Source organism: Streptomyces sp. SID11385 (assembly GCF_010548245.1).
Lineage (GTDB): Bacteria > Actinomycetota > Actinomycetes > Streptomycetales > Streptomycetaceae > Streptomyces.
The window spans coordinates 1-305 of sequence record NZ_JAAGLR010000533.1 but is presented as its reverse complement, the minus strand read 5'-3'; the positions used below and the strand labels follow the sequence as shown (position 1 = coordinate 305).

General features: G+C 79.7%; 1 pseudogene. It reads right to left on the bottom strand.

Going from position 1 to position 305, the window contains the following annotated elements:
- Positions 1 to 305, bottom strand: a pseudogene (locus G3I42_RS16060) (hypothetical protein); the annotation flags it as partial.

Below are 305 nucleotides of genomic sequence, written 5' to 3'. Positions count from 1 at the left end.
GGGCGGGTCAGCTCCCCGCCGGGGCAGCGGGCCGTCACGTCGTAGCGCCCGGGCCGCGAGGCGGCGCCGAGGGTGAAGGCGGCCGTCGCGCTGTCCCCGCCGTCGACCGGGCGCAGGCGGGCCGAGGGGAAGCCGGGTGAGTGGACGGTGCCGCCCGTGCAGGCCCGTACGACGACCGTGACCTTCCCGCCGAGCGGCACGGAGGTGGGGGTCACCACGATCTCCTGCGGGCTCGGGCCGTCCTGGCTCGCCCGGGCGGGCGCGCCGCCTCCCAGGGCGACGACGACGGCACAGCCTGCGGCCAG